This window comes from Mumia sp. zg.B53 (genome assembly GCF_019550935.1).
In the GTDB taxonomy this organism is placed as follows: Bacteria; Actinomycetota; Actinomycetes; order Propionibacteriales; family Nocardioidaceae; genus Mumia.
Genome location: NZ_JAHWCK010000001.1, coordinates 2,049,144 through 2,067,243, shown reverse-complemented (window position 1 = coordinate 2,067,243; position 18,100 = coordinate 2,049,144). Strand labels below are relative to the sequence as shown.

Sequence of the window (18,100 nt, the reverse complement as noted above, 5' to 3'; positions counted from 1 at the left end):
GAACCATGCGTGCGTCAGGATCCGGCCCGCGCGTCGGCGTTCGCCCGGTCGTTCGCCCGCTGGATCGCTGTGACGAGCTCGTCCTTGGTCATCTGGGAGCGACCGGACACGTCGAGGCGGCGCGCCAGGTCGTACAGGTGCTTCTTGCTGGCGTTGGCGTCGACACCCCCGGCGGTGGGACGGTTCGTGCCGCGCCCGCCGCGTGCCTGGGCGTCCGACGGCCCTCGGTCGTCCTTCGGCTCCCAGTGGTCGCCGACCTTCTCGAAGCTGTGCTTCAGCGCTGCGTACCCGACCTGGTGCGCCCGTCGGCCCTCTCCGTACTCCTCCGCGGCGGAGTCGTGCGCCTTGGCGAACGTCCGCTGCGCCTTGGCGCTCGATCGGCGGATCGGGGCGGGGAGCTCCTCCTTGCGGGGCTGTCCGTCCTTGCGTGTCTTCGGCATGGTGCGCTCCTCCTCGTTCGTCGGTCAGGCTTCGTCGGTCAGCAGGCTGAGGACGGCGCGTTCCAGCGTCGGGCGGTCGCGCTCCTCGTCGATCCGCGGTCCGAGCATGCTCAGCGTCGGCGCGACGGTCACGCCGTCCTCGAAGAGCTCGATCACGCGAGGGTTCACGTACGACGACCTCGCGACCGTGGGCGTGTTGCCGAGCACGTCGGAGACCTCACGCATGGTGGCGGCGACCGCGCGTCGCCGTGCAGCCGCCGTGCGCGACGCCTCGTCCTTCGACGCGAGGGACACCGCGGCGAGGACGGTGGCGTGCCAGGTGCGGAAGTCCTTCGCCGTCATGTCGGCACACACCCGCTCCTGCAGGTACGCGTTGACGTCGGGGCTGGAGAGCTCGGTCCAACGCCGTCTCTCCTGGAAGGCCAGCAACGTCTCCCCGCCTCGGCGGCGACGCATCGGCCCGACCACCTCGTAGGTGAGCGGGTCGGTGACCTGGATGCGTTGCGAGACGCCGGCCTTGCCCTCGTAGGCGAACTCCATCGTCGACCTGTCACGGCGGAGCGTGACGTGGTCCTTGCGCAGGGTGGCCAGTCCGTACCCGCCTCCGTTGGCGGCGTAGCGGTCGTTGCCCACCCGGAAGAGACCGCGGTCGAGGAGCCGGAAGGCCGCCCCCAGCGCCTTGTCGCGGGGCACGCCCGCCGCGTCGAGGTCGCGCAGCACCCGCTCACGGCCCTCGGGAAGGCGGTGCGCGACGTCGAGCACGCGCTCGTGCTTCTGCCGCTCCATGCGCTCGCGCCACAGCGGGTGGTACAGGTACTGGACCCGCCCGGCAGCATCGATGCCTGTGGCCTGCAGGTGCCCCGAGGGCCACCGGCAGATCCAGACGTCCTCCCACGCGGGCGGGATCGCGAGCGACTCGCAGCGGGCCCGGTCCTCCCCGCCAAGGGGGTGCCCCTGCTCATCGAGGTACCGAAACCCCTGACCCACCCGTCGGCGGCTCCATCCACGCTCGCTGCGCGAGACCGTACGGAACCTCATGCGATGGACGGCTACGCCGCCAGCGTGCCGTCGCCGAGCTGCTCGCGGAGCTGGGCGACGATGCGACTGAGGATCCGGGAGACCTGCATCTGAGTGACGCCGAGCTGCCCCGCGATCTGCTCCTGGGTCCACTGGTGGAAGTAGCGCAACGCCAGCGTCTCGCGATCACGGTCGCTCAGCCTGCGCACCAACGGCGCGAGCGAGGCCTTCTCCTCGGCCCGCGCGAACGCGTCGTCGGTCTCGCCGAGGACGTCGGCGAGCGACCCCACGCCGTTGATGCCGGGCGAGTCCAGCGAGGAGGGGTGGTAGCAGCCGTCGGCAGCCATCGCCTCGTTGACCTCCTCGACCGGCAGCGCGAGGTGCTGTGCCACAGCCTCTGGGGTCGGGGTCTCGCCGAGCGTCTGGACCAGCTCTTCGACGCAGGCCACGACTTGGGCGCGGGTCTCCTGGACGCGCCGTACGGGACGCACCATCCAGCAGCTGTCTCGGAACCAGCGGCGTACTTCGCCGCGGATCGTCGGGACGGCGTAGGTGAGGAAGTCGTGTCCACGCGCGGGGTCGAACCCGCGGGCGGCCTTGGCCAGGCCGACGTAGGCGACCTGCTCGAGATCGTCGAGGTCGACACCGCGGTTGCGGTACTGGGAGGCGACCGCACGGGCCACGCCCATGTTGACCTCGACCAGACGCGCCTGGAGCAGGTCGCGGTGGGCCTCGTTGCAGTCGGCAAGAGCTTCGCACAGCTCGGTGGTCACGGTCCGGCGCTCTTCGCGGCTCAGATCGCGAGGAAGAGCGTGCGGGCGGTCGAGGGTCGTCGCGATAACAGACATGCCACGCTCCGTTCACAAGTGCGAGAACGTGGCGCGCTGTTTGACCACTGAATAGGGCTGCCTGTCCTTTCTAACAGTCTTCTCGACTGCTGTCGACCTGAGCAGGCTGCGTAGATCCCCCGATGTCAGGGGCGCCAGGGTCCGGCGGTCGCCCGCGCCTGACCGGCTGCGTCCCGCATGCTCCCCGCCCATACGGCGCCGTGCCCGGGGAAGAGCGTGCCGGCATCGACGCTCGCGATCGCGTCGAGCGAGTCGACCGTCGCGCCGGGGTCGTGGGAGAACGGGCGGACGATCAGCTGTGGCCCCCGGAGCCGCGAGACGGGGTGACCTGTGATCAGCGCGTCACCACTCACCAGGACGCCCGAGCCGGGGATCAGGTACGAGGTGTGGCCGTCGGTGTGTCCGGGTGTCGGTACGGCCACCGGCGAGCCGGGCAGGTCGAGCCGGGATGCGTCGTAGGCGCCCACCTGGTCGATGCCGCCGCGGTCGGTGCCGCCGAGCCGGGTGATGTCGAGCAGCCACCCGAGGGCGCCCCGACGCCACAGCACCAGCGGGAGCCGCGCCGGTGACAGCTGCTGGAGGTAGTCGCGGCGCGCGTGCGGGACCTCGACGGGCCCGGTCCACGTGTCGATCGAGTGCCGGGAGGCGATACGCGCCGCGCCACCGAGGTGGTCGACGTGCGCGTGGGTGAGCAGGATCCCGCGGATGTCGCGCACCTGGTGCCCGATATCGCGGATGGAGCGCTCCACGTCGACGGTGTTCCCGGGATAGCCGCCGTCGATGAGCGTGAGGTCGTGCCCGTCCTCGACGAGCACCCAGTTCACGTCGTGTGTCGAGACGAGGTACGCGTCGCCGACGCGGGTGATCGTGTAGGGCGTCGTCATCGGCACTCTCCTCGCTCGTCGGTCACCGCCGTTCCCGGACCTGCCCGAGGCCCGGGGGGCGCAGGGCCCGCGCGCGGATCATCTCGAACCGAGACATGCCCCAGGCGACAGCATCACGCAACCACGACGCCGCCGCCGGGTCGCGCACCCCGATCCGCATCGAGCGCGCCGCACGCGTGGCCGACCAGAAGCACAGCGGGATCGGGCCGAAGGCGACGGCCAGGACGACGAGGATCAGTCCGAGCACGGCGCCGGGATCAAGGTCACCCACGAGCGCCACGGGGGCGAACCACAACGCCGCCGCGAACAGCCCGGAGGACACGAGCGCGATCTCCGGTCGCGTCCACCGGTCCTGCACCCGCACGACCAGTGCGGTGACGGCGACGACGGCCGCCGCTCCGGCGAGCAGGGAGACGGGCTGGAACGCCACCGGGACCAGCAGGAGCAAAAAGGCCGGTCCCGCGACGTAGAGCGAGGCGATGAGCACGCCGAGCGCCCATGGCGGCCCGATGACTGCGGTGGCGAAGGTGAGCGCCTCCAGCGGGGTCACAGGGTCGTTCTTTCGTGCAACCCTCACGTCGCCTCCGTCACCCCTACCTCGACCTCTCGTCGAGCCCCCGAACGGTGCGGCACGACGGCCGACCCGCGGCGAACCTAGTGCGTCACGGCATCAAGCGTCAACCTGCACTCGAGGGTGCTGGACAGCCCGGTCACGCGGGCTGTGGAGCGGGCCGGTCGCTCAGCCGCTGACTGACCTCTCCGGCGCCTTCTCCGGGAAGTCACCGGCGGCCGAACGCAGCCGCCGCAGCAGGGCGAACGCGTCGTCCTGCTCGCGTGCGGTGAGACCGTCGACGGCGAAGTCGATCGCTGTCAGGGCGGCCGTCGCTTCGATGACGAGCTCGCGACCGGCCGGCGTGAGGGAGGCCAGCGTCCGTCTCCGGTCGCTGGGGTCGGTCTGACGCAGGACGAGCCCTTGGGCCTCGAGCCGATCGATCGCGTTCGTCACCGAGGTCGGGTGCACCATCAGCCGCTCGCCGATCTTGCTCAGCGGCAGCGTGCCCGCCTGACTGAACGTCAGCAGCACCAGCACCTCGTAGCGCGCGAACGTGATGGCGTACGGCTTGAGTGCCGCGTCCAGCTCGGCGAGCAGCAGCTGCTGCACCCGCATCACCGAGGTCGCGAGCCGCATGGCGGTGGCGTCACCGAAGTGGCTCTCCCAGAGCTCGCCGGCGCGCTCGACGGGGTCGAACGGCAGTCGGGGTCGCCCTGGCATGGACCTCACCCTATCGAGACTCGACATTACTAGGAAGTCCAACTATTTTACGTCCTATGGAAACTGCGGATGCCCTGCGGGTACGGATCGTCACCGCCTCGAGCCTCTTCGACGGCCACGACGCCTCGATCAACATCATGCGCCGCATCCTGCAGTCGCAGGGGTGCGAGGTGATCCACCTCGGTCACAACCGTTCGGTCGTCGAGGTCGTGGACGCCGCGATCGAGGAGGACGCGCACGGAGTCGCGGTCTCCTCCTACCAGGGCGGCCACGTGGAGTACTTCGAGTACCTCGTGCAGCTCCTCGCCGAGCGGGGCGCCGGGCACGTCAAGGTCTTCGGCGGCGGAGGCGGCGTCATCGTCCCCTCCGAGATCGCCCGCCTGCGTGAGAGCGGCGTCCTGATCTTCTCTCCCGAGGACGGGCAGCGCCTCGGCCTCCCCGGGATGATCGCCGAGGTGGTCGAGGCCTGCCGCGCCGACCTGTGGGACCAGCACCGTCCCGACCCTGAGGCCGTGCTCGCGGGTGACCGGGTGTCGCTCGCGCGCGCTGTCACCGGTGCCGAGCAGGGCCGGCTCGACGGTCCGCTCGCCCGCGCCGTCCGCGCCGCGGCCGAGGCGTCGAGCACGCCTGTTCTGGGCATCACCGGCACCGGCGGCTCGGGCAAGTCCTCGCTCACCGACGAGCTGGTCCGACGCCTGCGCATCGACCAGCAGGACAAGCTCCGCATCGCCGTGCTCGCGGTCGACCCGACCCGTCGTCGAGGCGGAGGAGCGCTGCTCGGTGACCGGATTCGGATGAACGCCCTCGACGGCGTCCACACGTTCTTCCGCTCGCTCGCGACGCGCGGGGCCCACGAGCTCCCCGACACGCTGAACGACGTCATCGCGGTCGTGAAGGCAGCGGGATACGACCTCGTGGTGCTCGAGACTCCAGGCATCGGCCAGGGCGACGCCGCGGTCGTGCCGTTCGTCGACACCTCCCTGTACGTCATGACGCCGGAGTTCGGCGCCGCGTCGCAGCTGGAGAAGATCGACATGCTCGACCTCGCCGACGTCGTGGCGATCAACAAGTACGAGCGCCGCGGCGCGGCCGACGCCCTGCGCGACGTCGGGCGGCAGATGGTGCGCAACCGCGAGGCGTTCGGCAGCCGACCCGACGACATGCCTGTGTTCGGGACGTCCGCGGCGACCTTCAACGACGACGGCGTGACCGCGCTGTTCCAAGAGCTCGTGCGCCTCCTGGGCGAGCAAGGGCTCTCGCTCGAGGAGGGCGCGCTCCCCCGCGTCGACGTGCGGCACTCGACCAGGTTCGCCGCGATCGTCCCCCCGAACCGCTCTCGCTACCTGTCCGAGATCGCCGAGACCGTCCGCGACTACCACGCCGCCACCGAGCGCATCGCCGACACGGCCCGCCGCGCGCAGGCGCTCGAGTCGGCGGCACAGGACCTGGCAGCGGCGGGGCTCGGCTCGGACGACGCCCGCTCGCTCGCGGAGACGACCGCGGCGACACTGCCCGACGAGGTGCGAGCCCGGATACGTGACTGGCCGACGGTGGTGGCGTCGTACCAGGGCGACGAGCAGGTCGTCACCGTGCGCGCCCGCGAGCTCCGCACGCGACTGGCCCGTGAGTCCTTGTCCGGCACGCGGGTGCCGAGGGTGGCACTGCCCCGCACGACCGACCACGGCGACCTCGTGCGCTACTGGCGCAGCGAGAACCTGCCCGGCCACTTCCCCTACACCGCGGGCGTCTTCTCGTTCAAGCGCGACGGCGAGGACCCGGCACGCATGTTCGCCGGCGAGGGCGATCCGTTCCGTACCAACCGCCGGTTCAAGCTCCTGTCGTCCGACGGCGAGGCGACCCGGCTCTCGACCGCGTTCGACTCGGTCACGCTGTACGGACGCGATCCCGGCGAACGGCCCGACGTCTACGGCAAGGTCGGGACCTCGGGGGTGTCGGTCGCGACGCTGGACGACATGAAGGTGCTTTACGACGGGTTCGACCTCGTCTCCCCCTCCACGTCGGTGTCGATGACGATCAACGGCCCGGCCCCGACGGTGCTCGCGTTCTTCCTCAACACCGTCATCGACCAGCAGCGCGACCGCTTCCGCGACGAGAACGGACGCGAACCGTCGCCGGAGGAGGACGCCGACCTCGTCGCGTACGCCGTCGGTAACGTCCGCGGCACGGTCCAGGCGGACATCCTCAAGGAGGACCAGGGCCAGAACACCTGCCTGTTCTCGACGGAGTTCAGCCTGCGGATGATGGCCGACATCCAGGAGTGGTTCATCCAGCACCAGGTCCGCAACTTCTACTCCGTGTCGATCTCCGGCTACCACATCGCCGAGGCCGGGGCGAACCCGCTGAGCCAGCTGGCGTTCACGCTCGCGAACGGCTTCACCTACGTCGAGGCCTACCTCGCCCGCGGGATGGACATCGACGACTTCGCACCCAACCTGTCGTTCTTCTTCTCCAACGGGATGGACCCGGAGTACTCCGTGATCGGCCGCGTGGCGCGCCGCATCTGGGCGGTCGCCATGCGCGAGCGGTACGGCGCCAACGAGCGTTCGCAGAAGCTGAAGTACCACGTGCAGACCTCGGGACGGTCCCTGCACGCGCAGGAGATGAGCTTCAACGACATCCGGACGACGCTCCAGGCGTTGATCGCGATCTACGACAACGCCAACAGCCTCCACACCAACGCCTACGACGAGGCGGTGACGACACCGACCGAGGAGTCCGTGCGCCGCGCGCTGGCGATCCAGATGATCATCAACAAGGAGTGGGGTCTCGCGATGAACGAGAACCCGCAGCAGGGGTCGTACGTGATCGAGGAGCTGACCGACCTCGTCGAGCAGGCCGTGCTCGAGGAGTTCGACCGGATCACCGAGCGCGGCGGCGTGCTCGGTGCGATGGAGACCGGATACCAGCGTGGCCGCATCCAGGACGAGTCCATGCTGTACGAGCACCGCAAGCACGACGGCTCCCTGCCGATCGTCGGTGTGAACACCTTCCGCAACCCGCGGGCCGGGGAGGAGCACGGACCGATCGAGCTCGCCCGCGCGACCGAGGACGAGAAGCGGTCGCAGCTCGCCCGCGTCCACGCGTTCCAGGAGACACACCGCGACGAGGCACAGGCAGCGTTGGCGCGGCTGAAGGACGCCGCGGCGTCGGACGAGAACGCGTTCGACGTGCTGATGGACGCGGCACGGGTGTGTTCGCTCCAGCAGGTCACGGAGGCGTTCTTCGAGGTCGGAGGCCAATACCGGCGCAACGTCTGAGCCTGCGCTCGCAACCGGTGAACGGGGGCAGAACTGGGTACTGTGCCGGACACGTACGGCCGCATCCCCGAGCGGCCCGGCTTGAGGAGTTCGACATGGATGACATTCCCTGGTGGGTCTGGGTCATCATCGCCGTCGTCGTGGTGGCGTTGATCGCACTGGCGGCCCTGGCCGCACAGCGCAAGAGCCGCGAGCGTGCAGCCGCACAGCGGCGCGAGGAGGCCAATGCCCTCCGCGCGCAGGCGCAGGACACCCAGCTGGAAGCCAGCCGTCGCGATGCCGAGGCGGCGCGAGCACGCGCCGATGCCGAGGAGGCACGGGTCGCGGCCGAGCAGCGCGAGCGTGAGGCGCGTGAGCACCAGGAGCACGCGCAGCGCACCCGCTCCGAGGTCGACGAGAAGCTCGCGAGGGCCGACGAGCTCGATCCCGACGGCGGTCGCGACGACCGCCCGGCCGGCGCCTACGCCGCGGGCGCGAGCGGGGACTACGTCGCTGACTCGAGCGGGGACTACACCACCGACTCGCAGGGCGACTACACCACCGGCACGGACACCGGCACGCACGCCGACGGCACGACCGACGCCGGTGCCTACACCACCGGCACGACTGAGCCCGGCACGCACGCCGACGGCACCGCCGACACCGGCACGCACGCCGACAGCACGACCGACGCCGGTGCCTACACCACCGGCACGACCGAGCCCGGCACGCACGCCGACGGCACGACCGACCCTCGCACCGATGCCGCGACCGACGAGACGGTCGAGGTGACCGAGACCTACGAGGTCCCGGCCGACGAGACCGGGCCGCGTCAGCGCGACGCCGACGGCCGGCACCAGGCCTGACCACGGACGCCCGGACCAGCGACGACCTCGGCACCCCGGTTGCGCACCCGCGCACCGCGTGCCGTGTCGTCTCACTGGTTCCGTCGCTCACCGAGGCGATCGCCGCGACCCGCGGCGACGCCTTGGTGGGCGCGACCGACTGGTGCACCCACCCCGCCGACCTCGACGTCGTCCGGGTTCGTGGCACCAAGAACCCTGACCTTCGGGCGGTCACCGACCTCTCTCCCGACCTGGTGGTCGCCAACCAGGAGGAGAACCGCGAGCTCGACGTCCGACGTCTGCGCGAGGCGGGCGTCGCCGTCTGGGTGACCAGGATCCAGACCGTCGACGAAGCGGTCGCGTCGATGCGGCGACTGTTCGCCGAGGCCCTGGGCTGGGGCGTCCCCGGCTGGCTCGACACTGTCGCAGCCGCGTGGGCGGCTCCCTCGCGGCCCACCACCGGCGCCCCCGCGCTCCGCGCGGCAGTCGCCGTCTGGCGCGACCCCTGGATGGTCGTCGGACGCGACACCTTCACCGGTGACCTGGTCTCCCGGCTCGGTTGGCAGCACGCGTACGCGCAAGCCGACGGCCGATACCCGCACGTCCCGCTCGAAGACCTCGACCGTGCCGACCTCGACGTCGTGCTGCTGCCCGACGAGCCGTACCCCTTCGGTCCGTCCGACGGTCCCGAGTCGTTCACCCGTGTGCCGACCGTACTGGTGCCCGGTCGGCTCCTCACCTGGTACGGGCCGTCGCTGCTCGAGGCGCGTACGGCGCTGGCCGATCTCGTGACCCGCTCCGCGACCGCCTGACCCGCACCGCCGGAGCGCTCGACGCGCCGAGAGACGGGTCGCGGTTTACGTTCGCGCCATGGACGATTCTTCGCTGCGGACGACGATCGCCGCGCTGATGCCCGCCATCCGCGACGAGCTGGAGTCGATGGTCGCCATCCCCTCGTGCGCGTTCCCGGGCTTCCCGCCCGAGCCTGTGCACTCCATGGCGCAGTCCGTCGTCGACGCGTTCGGCCGGTACGGCGTGCCAGCGATGATCACCGAGATCCCCGGCGGTTACCCGGCGGTGACCGCGGAGATCCCGGCGCCCGAGGGACGGCCCACGGTCGTGCTCTACGCCCACTACGACGTCCAGCCGGCTCCCCCCGAGCAGGGCTGGGAGACCGACCCGTTCGCGCCGACGTGGCGCGACGGCCGGTTGTACGGCCGCGGCGCCGCCGACGACAAGTCGGGCATCGCGATCCACCTCGCGACTCTCGCCGCGTTCGACGGGAGACCGCCGGTCGGCGTCCGTCTCATCGTCGAGGGTGAGGAGGAGACCGTCAGCCACCTCGAGGCCTGGGTCACCGCCAATCCGGACAGGGTCGAGGCCGACGCCATGATCGTCGCCGACATGGGCAACCTCACCGTCGGCGAGCCGGTGCTGAGCGTGGGGCTGCGCGGTCATGTGAAGGCTGTGGTCGAGGTGCGGACGCTCGAGCAGCCGGTGCACTCGGGTCTCTTCGGCGGTGCAGCCCCCGACGCCTTGATGGCGCTGATCACCATGCTCGCGACGCTGGTCGACGAGGAGGGGAACTGTCTCGTGGAAGGCATCGCGTCCGGAGACTGGGAAGGCGCCGACTATCCCGAGGAGATGCTGCGCCGCAACGCCGGCGTCCTTGACGGCGTCGGGCTGGTAGGGACGGGCACGATCGCCTCGCGACTGTGGGCCCGGCCGTCAGTCAGTGTGCTCGGCCTGGACGCGGTGCCGGTCGACCGGGCGTCGAACGTCCTGCAGCCGAGCGCGCGGGCGGTGGTGGGGATGCGCATCCCGCCCGGGCAGGACCCCCGCGACGCGGTCGACGCCCTGATGGCGCACCTGCGCTCCGTCGCACCCTGGAACGCGCGGGTCGACGTGCACGCGGACAAGGTGAGCCCTGCGTTCTCGCAGGGGACGGACGGGCGGGCTTTCGGCTTGATGCGCGAGGCGCTCGCCACCGCGTACGGCGCGGACGTCCAGACCGTCGGGTCGGGCGGGTCGATCCCGCTCCTCGAGACGCTGCACGAGGCCGTTCCGACGGCGGACTTCGTCCTGGTCGGAGCCCAGGACGCCGAGCACGCCCACATCCATGGCCCCGACGAGTCGGTCGACCCTTCGGAGATCGAGCGCATGGCGCTCGCGCAGGCCCTCCTCCTCGAAGCACTCGCCCACTAGCAGCTCGCCCGGCCGTACGAGAGCGGCAGAGGCTCGAAAGGGGACGCCGTGGACACCTTCCTCCTGATCCTGCAGGCGCTCGTGGTCGTCGGCGCCATCTACATGGGCGTGCGCCTCGGTGGTGTCGGCCTCGGCCTCTGGGGTGCGGTCGGCGTCCTGGTCCTCGTGTTCGTGTTCGGTGCGCCACCGGGCGAGATCCCGAGCGACGCCATCCTCGTCATCATCGCCGTGATCACGGCGGCATCGGCGATGCAGGCGGCCGGCGGCATCGACTACCTCGTCCACCTTGCCGAGAAGGTGATCCGCTCACGTCCGAGGCTCGTGAACTACCTCGCACCGCTGATCACGTTCGCGTTCTGCGCCGGGTCGGGCACGGGGAACATCATCTTCCCGCTGCTGCCGGTGATCTACGAGGTCTCTTACGAGCGCGGCATCCGTCCGGAGCGTCCGCTCGCCACGTCGGTCGCGGTGTCGGGCTTCGCGCTGGCAGCGAGCCCCGTCGCCGCAGCGATGGCAGCGTTCGTCGGCCTGACCGGCGACGAGGACGGCGCCCTGAGCCTGGGCGAGATCCTGCTCATCACCTTCCCCGCCGTGCTGCTCGGGACCATCGTGGCGGCGGTCGTGCAGAGCCGAGTCGGTCGCGATCTCGCCGACGACCCGGAGTTCCAGCGACGTCTCGCTGCCGGCCTCATCGAACCGCCGGCCTCCGAGACGGGCGAGGACAAGGGCGCCGACGTGCCTGCGACGGCCAAGCGCGCAGCCGGCGTCTTCTTCGCGGGAGTCCTCGCGGTCGTGCTCCTCGGCGCGTTCGACGAGCTGCTCCCCACGTACGAGGTCGACGGCACCACCGAGACGCTGTCGCTGACGACGCTGCTGATCATGGTGATGCTCGTCGTCGCGCTCGCGGTGATGGCCGTCGGCAAGGTGCGGCCCGGCGCCGTCCTGGACGCGCCGCTCACGAAGTCGGGCCTCACGGCGATCATCGCCCTGCTCGGCATCGCCTGGTTGGCGAACACGTTCATCACCGGGAACGAGGACACCGTGATCGGAGGCCTCACCGACATCGCCGAGGAGGCCCCGTGGTTCCTGGCGATCGGGTTGTTCCTGGTGGCCGCGGCGACCACCAGCCAGTCGGCCTCGGTGAACACGATGATCCCGCTCGGGATCAGCCTGGGCGTGCCGGTCGCGACGTTGGCCGCCTACCTCCCGGCGATGGGCGGCGTCATGACGCTCCCCGCCAACGGGTCGCAGCTCGCGGCGGTGGAGATCGACCAGACCGGCTCGACCACGATCGGCCGGTACGTCCTGAACCACTCGTTCATCCTGCCGACGCTGGTGATCGCCGTCGTGTCGGTGCCGACGGCGCTCCTGATCTCCAGGCTGTTCGTCTGACGGTCAGCGGTGACGGCGCCCGGACCTCTCCGAACGCGCCAGGCGTAGGAGGCGTTCGGCCTCGGGCAGTCCTCCGTCGACGGCCGTCGACGGAGCGGTCGAGGTGAGCGGGGTGATCTCGGTGGGTGGGCTCACCGTGGTGCCGAGCACGATCGGCCCCCCGGGATCGCTCGTCCCCGGTCCCGAGGGCGGGGTGACGACGACCGTGGCGTCCAGCCGGAGCAGCCGTACGCCCAGCAGTCGCGCGACCACGTGAGCCCTGACGACCGCCCCGTCGGCGAGCGTCGGACCCCCGTCAGGAGACGCGTGACCCGCCTGCGCCATCAGGGTCCCCGTACTGCTCGATCCGTTGTCCGGCACGCCTGGCGGCCGCGACGATCTGCTCGTAGCGGTCACGGCCTGCCTTCGTCCCCAACACGTAGCCGATCCCGAACACCGCGAGCGTCCGGAGCTTCACCGGCTGCCCTGCCTGTCACGGATCGCGCTCACCGCGGCGCTGACCGCCGACAAGCCGATCAGCCCGGCAGCCGTGATGGCGCCACCTCGTACGGCGCTGCCCCCGGGAATCTTCTCGACAACGCGCTGCAAGGGCGTCTTGCGATGGAAGAACTTCACGTGGATCTCTCCGTTCAGTGGTTGCGCGAGGCGCGACGGATGGCGTTGACGAGCTGCGTCTTGGTCTTCTGAGACGTGTCCTCGACGCCGAGCGAGGTGGCGAGCTCGATGAGCTCGGCCTTGGTACGGCGCGGGAGGCTCGTCGGCAGCTCCTGGGTCTGCTCGGCACGCACCGCCCGCGCGGTCGTCGTGACGACGGCGTCCCGCGCGGCCGAGGCACGGGCTCGCGTCTGGTCGGCCGCACCGGCCTGCTCCTGCGCCTTGGCGACGAGACGGTCGGCTTCTTCGCGTGCTTTCCGTGCGGCCTCCTCGGCCGCCTCGGTGGCCTCGTCGGCGAGGCGGCGGGCCTCACTCATCGACGAGTGCGCCGCGTCGATCCGTGCCTGGGCGTCGGCAGCGGCACTGTCGGCCTTCGCGCGGATCCGCTCGACGTCGCGCTCCAACGCCTCACGGAGCTTCTCGTAGCGCTGTCGTGCCTCGTCCTGAGCCTCACGGCGTACGGACTCGACCATCTCGTCCGCACGGCGACGTGCCTCACGGACCCGCTGCCCGACGTGGTCGTCCGCCTCCTTCTTGGCGGCGCGGCTCCGGTCGCGCGCCTCCTTCTCCGCAGCACTCGCCTGCTCGGCGAGCTGCTTGGCCTCCTGGGCGTGGACGAGGGCGTCCTGCTCCTCGGAGCGTGCGCGCTCGACCGCCGAGTGCGCACGCGCGAGCCTCGACTCGACGGAGTCCGTCCCGGGGACCTTGTCAGCCACCGCGGCAGTCGCGCGGCGTGTCTGGTCCACCACCGCGTGCTTGGAGCCGTTGGCGACGCTGGTCGCGGTGTCCTGGACACCTCCACCCAGGTCGACGGTCTTCGACAGAATCCACGCGGCATTGCGCGGCAAATCCTTCAGGCCACCGGCCATGCGTACGGACGCACGGCGCAGGACTCCCTGGCTCGACATGTGATCTCCCCTCGGATGGTTCTACCCGTTTCTACCCCGATAAGGGTGATCCATGCCATATGAGACAAGATCCACGCAGATCAGACAGCGGGAACAGCGAGGCCTGCATTTTTGTGAGTGCGCTAACGGTTCGTACACTGATCACCATGGACGCGGACGACCCCCTCTCCCTCGAGCACCAGGTGTGCTTCGCGCTCGCGGTGGCCTCGCGCGCCGTCGTCGCGGCCTACCGGCCTGTGCTCGAGCCGCTCGGCCTCAGCCACCCCCAGTACCTCGTGATGCTGGCCCTCTGGGAACGCGACGGCCAATCGCTCAAAGAACTCAGCGCCGCCCTCCACCTCGAGCCGGCCACCACGTCGCCGCTGGTCAAGCGGCTCGAGGCCGTGGGCCTGGTGGCGCGTGAGCGGTCGCCGCACGACGAGCGCGCCCTGACGATCTCGCTCACGTCCGGAGGACGGGCGCTGCGCGCCCGGGCCGTCGACGTTCCCGGCACCATGCTCGAGCGTCTCGGCATGTCGACCGGCGAGCTCACCGAGGCCAACGCCTTCCTCCACCGCCTGATCAGCTCGGCGCACCGCGCGTCCGACCCCTTCCCCTCCAGGAGCACTCCCGCATGACCCAAGGTCCTCTGCCATCAGCCCCCACGCCGCGGAAGTCACGCGAGCAGCGTGACGCCGAGCAGCGCGCGCTGCGGGTCGTCCAGCGCCGCGTCGCGGCGATCGGGTTCTTCGCGATCACCGTGCACGGCGTCTTCGGCTGCATCGGTCTCGGCCTCGTCCTCGACAACCAGGGCCGCCACAGTGACGCCATCGCCATCACCGTGATGTCCGGGGTGATCGCCGCCATCACGTATGCCGGGGTACGGGTGATCCTCCAGCGCTCGCTGTGGTCGCCCGTGTGGATCGCCGTCGCTGCACTGCCCACGATCGCGGCACTCGTCTGGCTCCTGCGCTGAGGCTGAGGCATACCGACGCCACTCGCGGGTACGGGAGACCCATGAGCGACAACTCTTTCCCGGCCCAGCAGCAGGACCCTCCAGGCTCGACCGCGGCGATGGACCCGGTCCCGGACCACGGCGAGGAGTCCTACCGCGGCTCCGGTCGACTGAAGGGCCTGCGCGCCCTCATCACCGGCGGCGACTCCGGCATCGGGCGTGCCGTCGCCATCGCGTACGCCCGCGAGGGCGCCGACGTGGCGATCTCGTACCTGCCTGAGGAGAAGCAGGACGCCGAGGACACCGCGTCCTGGATCGAGCGCGAGGGACGGCGGGTGCAGCTCCTCCCAGGAGACATCACCGACAGCGAGACGGCGCGCAGCCTCCCGCAGCGGGTCGTCGACGAGCTCGGCTCCCTCGACGTGCTGGTCAACAACGCGGGCTTCCAGATGGCACGCCGGTCCGGCGACGACCTGGACGGCATCGCCGACGACGAGCTCGACCGTGTCTTCAAGACCAACCTCTATGCACTGTTCTGGATCACCCGCGCCGCCGTCCCGTTGATGCGAGAGGGGTCGAGCATCATCAACTGCACCTCGATCCAGGCGTACGACCCGTCGCCGGCGCTGCTCGACTACGCCGCGACGAAGGCGGCGATCAACAACGTCACCGCCAACCTCGCCTCGGCGCTCGGGCCGAAGGGCATCCGCGTCAACGCGGTCGCGCCGGGCCCGATCTGGACACCGCTCCAGCCGGCCACGCAGCCGACCGAGAAGATCGAGAGCTTCGGCGAGGACACGCCGCTGGGGCGCGCCGGCCAGCCCGCCGAGGTCGCACCGGCCTTCGTGTTCCTCGCCTCGCCGTCGGACGCGAGCTACGTGACAGGCACCGTCATCGGGGTGACCGGCGGCAAGCCGGTGTTCTGAGCGGCGTCACGCCACCACCACGCCGGCGCGGCGCAGCCGCTCCCGGACCGCACCACCGGGCACTCCGAGCACGGTGCGGCCGTGTCGTCCCTGCGTGGTGGTCGCCGCGAGGACCGAGTTCAGCAGCGCTTCCTCGACCGCGTCCATCGTCGACCCCAAGATCGGGTCGAGGGCCTCGTCGGCAGGGGGGTGGCCCGTGCCGACCGAGAACGCCAGGGCGTAGTCGCCACTCCCCTGGGCGTAGTCCGCGCCGACGCGGGCCATCGCGAAGACGGCACGCCGGGCGACCCGCCCGAGCTGGCGCGCGTCGAGCGGTGCGTCGGTCGCGACCACGATCATGCAGGAGTTGCCGACGGTCTGGGCGGGAGGAGCGCCGACCAGGTCCGCGGACGGCATCGGCACGCCCGCGATGGTGAGCACGCCGTCCATGTCCCAGAGGACGGCCGCGGGCAGCCTCTGACCAGCTTCCTCGTGCTGACCTGCAGGTTCACGAGAAGACGCGGTGTTCAGAATGCCCTCCAACAAGCTCCATGCGACTAACGATGCGACTATGCACCCTAGGTGCGCCCCCTGCCCCATTGACGGGCATCCCGGTGAACGGCTGACATCCGGCGGGGTTGAGCCGCTTCACGTGGTCGACCGCTCACACCTGACATGCATGAGCAACCACACGATCGCCGCCCCGATCAGATGGGGAGCCTGACCTGCGCTAACCCCCCGTGCGGCGTAAAGCGGTGCAGGCAGCGGCCAAGCCCAACCTCACCCGGAGCGGCGCCCCGGCTGGACCAGCCCGTGGTCGAAGGCGAAGACCACGGCGGCAGCGCGGTCGCGCAGGCCGAGCTTGGCGAAGATGTGCCCGATGTGGGTCTTGATCGTGCCCTCGCCGAGGAACAGGTTGGCGGCGATCTCGGTGTTGTTGAGACCGGCGCCGATCAGGGCGAGCACCTCTCGCTCCCGTGGCGTGAGCGTCTCGACAGCCGCGCCGGACACCGGTGGGGCCTGCGCTCCGCGGTAGGCGGTGAGCACCCGGCCGGTGACGGCCGGGTCCAGCCACGAGTCGCCGGCGGCGACCGCCCGGACAGCGCGCTGGAGGTCCTCGGCCGGGACAGACTTGAGCAGGAAGCCGGCCGCCCCGGCGCGGAGCGCCCCGGCGAGCACCTCCTCGTCCTCGAACGTCGTCAGCACCAGCACCGGTGGCGCATCGGGTACGTCGGCCAGCAACCGGGTCGCGGCGACGCCGTCGACCCGGGGCATCCGCACGTCCATCACCACCACGTCGGGGCGCAGGGACGCCACCGCGTCGACGATGCCCTCGCCGCTCGCCAGCTCACCGACGATCTCGAACCCGAACCGGGAGCGCAGGATCCCGCGCAGCCCTGTGCGGACGAGCTCCTGGTCATCGACCAGGAGCACCCGGACCACCTCCTGGGTCATGACGGCAGCACCGCCTCGACCACCCAGCCCTGCGGGACCGGACCGGCGGTGAGTCGGCCACCGACGCTTTCGGCGCGCTCGCGCATGCCGTCGAGGCCGGAACCGGGGGTGGCCGCGGGGTCGGGCGTCCCGCCGTTGCGCACCGTCACCGTGACGTCTGCCTTGCCGGCGATCACGCAGACAGCGACTGGCTCGCCGGCGGCGTGCCGAGCGGCGTTGGTCAGTGCCTCCTGGACGATCCGGTAGGCAGCCAGTCCCCGGGTGGATCCCAAAGAGGAAAGGTCTCCCTCGACCTTGAGCTCGACGGCAGCGCCGGCTCGGCGGAACGAGTCCACGAGGTCGGCGATGTCACGGGCGTCGGGCAGCGGCGCCATCCGGACGGGGTCGTCGGTGCGCATCAGGCCGACGGTGGCGCGGACCTCCTCCAGGCTCTGTCGGGCCAACCTCTCCGCCTCGACCAGGGAGGCGCGCGCCTCCTCGGGCTCGTCGTCGAGTGCGAGCCGGGCGCTGCCGATGTGCAGCAGCGAGACGGTCAGGGCGTGGCCGATCACGTCGTGCACCTCATCGGCGATCCGGCTGCGCTCCTCGGCCCTGCTGCGCTCGGCCAGCTCGGCCCGGGTGCGGTTGAGCTCGACCACGGTCAGTCGCAGTCGCCGGGCGAACACGCAGGCGATGGTCGTGAACGCCGTACCGATGATCCAGGCACCCCATCCGGGTTCCGAGGGGTGGATCGCCCACTCCCCGACGGGTCCTGCGAGGAGTACGACGAGCGTGGTCAGGGCCACCGGCAACGCAGACGACAGCGCGGCCCAGGCGGCGATGACGCACAGCCCCATCCAGGACAGGTTGGAGGACTGCTCGTGACCGAGCACCACCAGCCCCGCGATCGGGATGACCAACCCCGCCGCGAGCCGCCAGCCCGACGGCGCCCACTTCGCCAGCGCCAGCGCCGCAGCGACGATGCCCGCGGCCGACCACAGCGCCACCGGGGTCGACTGGCGCGTCATCAGCACTCCCAGGAGCGCGAAGAACGCGAGCGCGGCAGGTGCCGCGGCTCGCGTTCCCCACTCCGTCATAGGAGCG

21 protein-coding genes are annotated in these 18,100 nt (G+C 70.9%); 8 read left to right on the top strand and 13 right to left on the bottom strand.

Going from position 1 to position 18,100, the window contains the following annotated elements; translation table 11 throughout:
• Positions 1–14: 14 nt before the first annotated feature.
• From KV102_RS10085 to KV102_RS10060, 6 genes are all read right to left on the bottom strand, one after another.
• Positions 15–440: a ChaB family protein gene (locus KV102_RS10085; RefSeq protein WP_220343455.1), complete on the bottom strand. Its 426-nt coding sequence runs from the start codon at positions 438–440 to the stop codon at positions 15–17.
• Positions 441–464: 24 nt separating this feature from the next.
• Complete coding sequence (locus KV102_RS10080) at positions 465–1,478, bottom strand: DNA topoisomerase IB (RefSeq protein WP_220346093.1); 1,014 nt, start codon at positions 1,476–1,478, stop codon at positions 465–467.
• A gap of 11 nt (positions 1,479–1,489) precedes the next feature.
• Positions 1,490–2,305 carry a sigma-70 family RNA polymerase sigma factor gene (locus KV102_RS10075; protein ID WP_220346092.1) on the bottom strand — a complete coding sequence of 272 codons (816 nt, stop codon included), beginning with the start codon at positions 2,303–2,305 and terminating at the stop codon, positions 1,490–1,492.
• A 125-nt stretch (positions 2,306–2,430) separates the two neighbouring features.
• On the bottom strand, positions 2,431–3,189 hold the full coding sequence (locus KV102_RS10070; RefSeq protein WP_220346091.1) for an MBL fold metallo-hydrolase: 759 nt from the start codon (positions 3,187–3,189) through the stop codon (positions 2,431–2,433).
• Between the two features lie 22 nt (positions 3,190–3,211).
• The gene (locus KV102_RS10065) at positions 3,212–3,766 is read right to left on the bottom strand and encodes a hypothetical protein (protein ID WP_220343451.1); all 555 of its coding nucleotides are present in this window, start codon (positions 3,764–3,766) and stop codon (positions 3,212–3,214) included.
• Positions 3,767–3,928: 162 nt separating this feature from the next.
• The gene (locus tag KV102_RS10060; RefSeq protein ID WP_220343450.1) at positions 3,929–4,462 is read right to left on the bottom strand and encodes a MarR family winged helix-turn-helix transcriptional regulator; all 534 of its coding nucleotides are present in this window, start codon (positions 4,460–4,462) and stop codon (positions 3,929–3,931) included.
• A 56-nt stretch (positions 4,463–4,518) separates the two neighbouring features.
• Between KV102_RS10060 and icmF the strand changes: the two genes are divergently transcribed.
• The 5 genes from icmF to KV102_RS10035 all read left to right on the top strand — a co-directional run bounded on the left by icmF (position 4,519) and on the right by KV102_RS10035 (position 12,161).
• Complete coding sequence (icmF, locus tag KV102_RS10055) at positions 4,519–7,740, top strand: fused isobutyryl-CoA mutase/GTPase IcmF (RefSeq protein WP_220346090.1); 3,222 nt, start codon at positions 4,519–4,521, stop codon at positions 7,738–7,740.
• 95 nt (positions 7,741–7,835) lie between these two features.
• The gene (locus tag KV102_RS10050; RefSeq protein ID WP_220346089.1) at positions 7,836–8,585 is read left to right on the top strand and encodes an MSCRAMM family adhesin SdrC; all 750 of its coding nucleotides are present in this window, start codon (positions 7,836–7,838) and stop codon (positions 8,583–8,585) included.
• Positions 8,582–9,376 (top strand): helical backbone metal receptor, encoded by a 795-nt coding sequence (locus tag KV102_RS10045; RefSeq protein ID WP_220346315.1) that lies wholly within the window; start codon positions 8,582–8,584, stop codon positions 9,374–9,376. The genes KV102_RS10050 and KV102_RS10045 overlap by 4 nt, the downstream gene beginning before the upstream one ends.
• A 58-nt stretch (positions 9,377–9,434) precedes the next feature.
• Positions 9,435–10,769: a M20/M25/M40 family metallo-hydrolase gene (locus KV102_RS10040; RefSeq protein WP_220343447.1), complete on the top strand. Its 1,335-nt coding sequence runs from the start codon at positions 9,435–9,437 to the stop codon at positions 10,767–10,769.
• A 48-nt stretch (positions 10,770–10,817) separates the two neighbouring features.
• A complete protein-coding gene (locus tag KV102_RS10035; protein ID WP_220343446.1) occupies positions 10,818–12,161 on the top strand; it encodes an anaerobic C4-dicarboxylate transporter family protein in 1,344 nt (447 codons plus the stop codon).
• A 3-nt stretch (positions 12,162–12,164) separates the two neighbouring features.
• Here the strand turns inward: KV102_RS10035 and KV102_RS10030 are convergent, their stop codons facing one another.
• The 4 genes from KV102_RS10030 to KV102_RS10015 are packed head-to-tail and all read right to left on the bottom strand — an operon-like array spanning position 12,165 to position 13,723.
• Complete coding sequence (locus KV102_RS10030) at positions 12,165–12,485, bottom strand: hypothetical protein (RefSeq protein WP_220343445.1); 321 nt, start codon at positions 12,483–12,485, stop codon at positions 12,165–12,167.
• Positions 12,457–12,618: a hypothetical protein gene (locus KV102_RS10025; protein ID WP_220343444.1), complete on the bottom strand. Its 162-nt coding sequence runs from the start codon at positions 12,616–12,618 to the stop codon at positions 12,457–12,459. The genes KV102_RS10030 and KV102_RS10025 overlap by 29 nt, the downstream gene beginning before the upstream one ends.
• Positions 12,615–12,776 (bottom strand): hypothetical protein, encoded by a 162-nt coding sequence (locus KV102_RS10020; RefSeq protein WP_220346088.1) that lies wholly within the window; start codon positions 12,774–12,776, stop codon positions 12,615–12,617. Before KV102_RS10020 ends, KV102_RS10025 begins: the two co-directional genes overlap by 4 nt.
• A 14-nt stretch (positions 12,777–12,790) precedes the next feature.
• Positions 12,791–13,723, bottom strand: a complete 933-nt coding sequence (locus KV102_RS10015; protein ID WP_220343442.1) for a hypothetical protein — start codon at positions 13,721–13,723, stop codon at positions 12,791–12,793.
• Between the two features lie 146 nt (positions 13,724–13,869).
• Here KV102_RS10015 and KV102_RS10010 point away from each other — a divergent pair, with 146 nt between their 5' ends.
• From KV102_RS10010 to KV102_RS10000, 3 genes are read left to right on the top strand one after another with little or no spacing between them, the layout of a single operon-like run.
• On the top strand, positions 13,870–14,340 hold the full coding sequence (locus tag KV102_RS10010) for a MarR family winged helix-turn-helix transcriptional regulator (RefSeq protein WP_220343441.1): 471 nt from the start codon (positions 13,870–13,872) through the stop codon (positions 14,338–14,340).
• Positions 14,337–14,678, top strand: coding sequence for a hypothetical protein (locus KV102_RS10005; protein WP_220343440.1), 342 nt, complete (start codon positions 14,337–14,339; stop codon positions 14,676–14,678). The genes KV102_RS10010 and KV102_RS10005 overlap by 4 nt, the downstream gene beginning before the upstream one ends.
• Positions 14,679–14,719: 41 nt before the next feature.
• Positions 14,720–15,583, top strand: coding sequence for an SDR family oxidoreductase (locus KV102_RS10000; protein WP_220343439.1), 864 nt, complete (start codon positions 14,720–14,722; stop codon positions 15,581–15,583).
• 6 nt (positions 15,584–15,589) lie between these two features.
• On the opposite strand, the gene KV102_RS09995 is transcribed toward KV102_RS10000, so the two are convergent.
• The 3 genes from KV102_RS09995 to KV102_RS09985 form a co-directional block, all read right to left on the bottom strand.
• Positions 15,590–16,012, bottom strand: coding sequence for a P1 family peptidase (locus tag KV102_RS09995; protein WP_374197348.1), 423 nt, complete (start codon positions 16,010–16,012; stop codon positions 15,590–15,592).
• 330 nt (positions 16,013–16,342) lie between these two features.
• A complete protein-coding gene (locus KV102_RS09990) occupies positions 16,343–17,017 on the bottom strand; it encodes a response regulator transcription factor (RefSeq protein ID WP_139105428.1) in 675 nt (224 codons plus the stop codon).
• Positions 17,014–18,093 (bottom strand): sensor histidine kinase, encoded by a 1,080-nt coding sequence (locus KV102_RS09985; protein WP_220346086.1) that lies wholly within the window; start codon positions 18,091–18,093, stop codon positions 17,014–17,016. Before KV102_RS09985 ends, KV102_RS09990 begins: the two co-directional genes overlap by 4 nt.
• Between the last annotated feature and the right edge of the window lie 7 nt (positions 18,094–18,100).